Origin of the sequence: Variovorax sp. E3 (assembly GCF_016082275.1) — a bacterium.
GTDB lineage: Bacteria > Pseudomonadota > Gammaproteobacteria > Burkholderiales > Burkholderiaceae_C > Variovorax.
This window is the reverse complement of sequence record NZ_MOWM01000300.1, coordinates 1-3,049: the sequence shown is the minus strand read 5'-3', so window position 1 is coordinate 3,049 and position 3,049 is coordinate 1. Positions and strand designations below refer to the sequence as shown.

Below are 3,049 nucleotides of genomic sequence, written 5' to 3'. Positions count from 1 at the left end.
GGGCGGCGCGCGCGGCATCGGCCTGGCGATTGCCCGGCGCTACATGGCGGCCGGCGCGAGCGTGGCGCTGTGGGATCTCGATGCGTCGGCGCTGGCGGCTGCATTGCAGACGCTCGCGCCGCTCGGCACCGCCACGTCGGCGGTGGTCGATGTGCGCGACGAGGAGCAGATCGCCCGCGCGGCCTCGCAGTCGCAGGAGCGCTTCGGCGCCATCGACGTTCTCGTCAACAACGCGGGCGTGCTCGGCCCCACCGTGCCGGCGTGGGAGCACACCCCGGCGCAATGGCGCAACGTGCTCGACATCAACCTGACGGGCGCGTGGCTGTGTTGTCGCGCGGTGGCGCCGCGGATGCTCGCGCAAAAGCGCGGACGCATCGTCAACATCGCGTCGGTCGCGGGCAAGGAAGGCAACGGCTTGAACGCCGCGTACTCGGCCTCGAAGGCGGGGCTCATCGCGCTGACCAAGTCGCTCGGCAAGGAGCTGGCGTCGGCCGGCGTGCTGGTGAACTGCATCACGCCCTCGGCCGCCGACACCGAGGTGTTCTCCGGGGTGCCGGCGGAGCACCGCGAACAGTTGCGCACCGCCCTGCTCTCGCGCGTGCCCATGGGGCGTTTCGTCGATGTCGATGAAGTCGCGTCGATGGCCGCGTGGCTCGCCTCGGACGACTGCTCGTTCAGTACCGGGGCGGTGTTCGACATCTCGGGTGGGCGGTCGGTTTACTGAATGCGCAGGCATTCGGGGCGCGTGCACAGGCGCCTGTGTTCGCCGATCAACGACAAGACTTCATTTTCAGGAGACAGCCATGACCAGAGATCCCGAACCGACGGGCTTCGCACAGCTCGCCGACTTCGACACGCGCGAGCCCACGCAATGCCGCAAGAGCGCCTTCGCGCCATCCGCCGCGGCGCGGAGCAACTGCGCGAGCGGCTGATGGACGCGCCGCCGGTGCGCTTTGCGCGCAGCTTCAACCTGCTGCGCATTCCGTATCCCGCGTGGTTTGCCTTTACCGGCGTGTATTCGCAGCAGCTGCTCAAGCCGCACATGGTGCATCTGCTGGCGCGCACCACACTCATTCAGTACGACGACTTCGAGGGACGGCTGCGCACGCTGCTGTTCACGCCGGCGGACTTCGAGGCTGGCAACGAAACGCCCTACTTCAAGCGCCTGAGCGAGCAGACGCCGAAGTTCCTGCACAAGACCATCGCGCCGGTCTACCAGACGGTGCCGCAGGCGCTGGTGAGCTGCGGCATCGCACCGGAGCAGATCGACTTCATCACCTACGACCACCTCCACACGCAGGACGTGCGCCGCTGGTTGGGCAATACCTCGGCGCCGGGGCTGTTTCCGAACGCGAAGCTGCTGGTGCATCGGCAGGAACTGGCGAACGTGCAAGGGCTGCTGCCGGTGCAGGCGGAGTGGTACTGCCCGCATGGGCTCGACGGGGTGCCGGCCGAACGCGTCGTGCCGTTCGACGGGAGCATCCAGCTGGGACGCGGCGTGGCGCTGGTGCACACGCCGGGGCACACCGAAGGCAACCATTCGCTGGTCTACCGCGCCGCCGACGGGCTGCGCGTGAGCAGCGAGAACGGGGTGTCGGCCGACAGCTGGGCGCCGCTGCAGTCGCGGCACAACGGCATTCGCCGCTACGCGCAGGCCACGGGCGCGGAGGTGATCCTCAACGGCAACACGCAGGAAAGCGGCAACGAGCAGTACCTGTCGATGGTGCTGGAGAAAACGCTTGCCGGCACCTCGGCCCTGCACGGCTTCAGCAACGTGGTGCCTTCGAGCGAATGTTCGCCGCACTGGCTCTTTCCGGGGGCGCCGACCAGCCACCTGTGGGGCGAGACGAGCTTCGGTGCGCCGGTGCGCGCGTGACCCACGACCAAGGAGACACACGATGAATACCGCCACCCTCGACGGTGCGTCCGCCCACGCCCCAGCCGGTGCCACCGCGCACGACGACGCCGCGCTCTTTCGCAAGATCACCTGGCGGCTGATGCCGCTGCTGTGCGCCTGCTATGTGCTGAACTACCTCGACCGCACCAACGTCGGTTACGCGCAGCTGCAGATGAAGGAGCAGCTGGGCTTCAGCGATGCGGTGTTCGGGCTGGGCGCGGGCATCTTCTTCATCGGCTATGCGGTGTTCGAGATTCCCAGCAACCTGATGCTCGCGAAGATCGGCGTGCGCGCGACGCTGCTGCGCATCATGGGACTGTGGGGTCTGGCCTCGGCGGCGATGATGTTCGCCACCACGCCGATGCAGTTCTATGTGCTGCGCTTCCTGATCGGCGTGTTCGAGGCGGGCTTCGCGCCGGGCGTGCTGTTCTACCTGACGCTGTGGTTTCCGTCGCACCGGCGCGCGCAGGCCACGGCGCTGTTCTTCATGGCCTTCGGCGCGGCGCCCATCGTGGCGGGGCCGATCGCCGGGCTCACGATGACCTACCTCGATGGCGCGCTCTCGCTGCGCGGTTGGCAATGGCTGTTCCTGCTCGAGGGGGTGCCGAGCGTGCTGCTGGGGCTGGCGGCATTCCGCTGGCTGTCGAACAGCCCGGCGCAGGCGAGCTGGCTCTCGGCCGCCGAGAAGCAGCGCGTGGCGCGCCTGCTGGCCGAAGACCAGGCCGCGCACGGCGCCGCCGAGCGCCACACCTTCGGCGCGGCGATGCGCGACGGCCGCGTGTGGCTCATCGGCTTCATGTCGTTCCTGATCATCCTGGGCATCTACGCGCTGTCGTTCTGGCAGCCGACCATCCTCAAGTCGATGGGGCTCAGCGTGCTGCAGATCGGCTTCTACGCGGTCATTCCGGCGGTGGCGGGCATCGCGGCCAACATCGTGGTCGGGCGGCGCTCCGACCGGCGCAAGGAGCGGCGCTGGCACTTCGCGGCGAGCGCGGTGGTGGGCGCGGCCGGGCTGGCGCTCACCACGCTGTTCATGCACAACGCCCTGGCCGCGGTGCTGTGCCTGGCGCTGGCGTCGATGGGCATCTCGGCCGCGTTCACCGTGCTGTGGTCGGTGCCGGGCAGCTTCATGTCCAAGAGCGCGGCGGCCGG

At 68.8% G+C, this 3,049-nt stretch carries 4 protein-coding genes; all 4 read left to right on the top strand.

Annotation, left to right across the window (positions count from 1 at the left end; genetic code table 11):
* A partial coding sequence (locus BMG07_RS40290; protein WP_198089158.1) for an SDR family NAD(P)-dependent oxidoreductase occupies positions 1 to 724 on the top strand: 724 nt, incomplete at its 5' end.
* Positions 725 to 803: 79 nt separating this feature from the next.
* A complete protein-coding gene (locus BMG07_RS43785) occupies positions 804 to 932 on the top strand; it encodes a hypothetical protein (RefSeq protein WP_269759893.1) in 129 nt (42 codons plus the stop codon).
* Complete coding sequence (locus BMG07_RS40285) at positions 872 to 1,876, top strand: hypothetical protein (RefSeq protein ID WP_269759892.1); 1,005 nt, start codon at positions 872 to 874, stop codon at positions 1,874 to 1,876. Before BMG07_RS43785 ends, BMG07_RS40285 begins: the two co-directional genes overlap by 61 nt.
* Positions 1,877 to 1,898: 22 nt before the next feature.
* Positions 1,899 to 3,049: MFS transporter (locus BMG07_RS40280; protein ID WP_198089157.1), on the top strand; the 1,151-nt coding region annotated here is incomplete at its 3' end.

Excerpts from the sequence above, each read along its gene's own strand:
- BMG07_RS43785 (WP_269759893.1), top strand. The coding sequence starts at position 804 with ATGACCAGAGATCCCGAACCGACGGGCTTCGCACAGCTCGCCGACTTC.
- BMG07_RS40285 (WP_269759892.1), top strand. The coding sequence starts at position 872 with ATGCCGCAAGAGCGCCTTCGCGCCATCCGCCGCGGCGCGGAGCAACTG.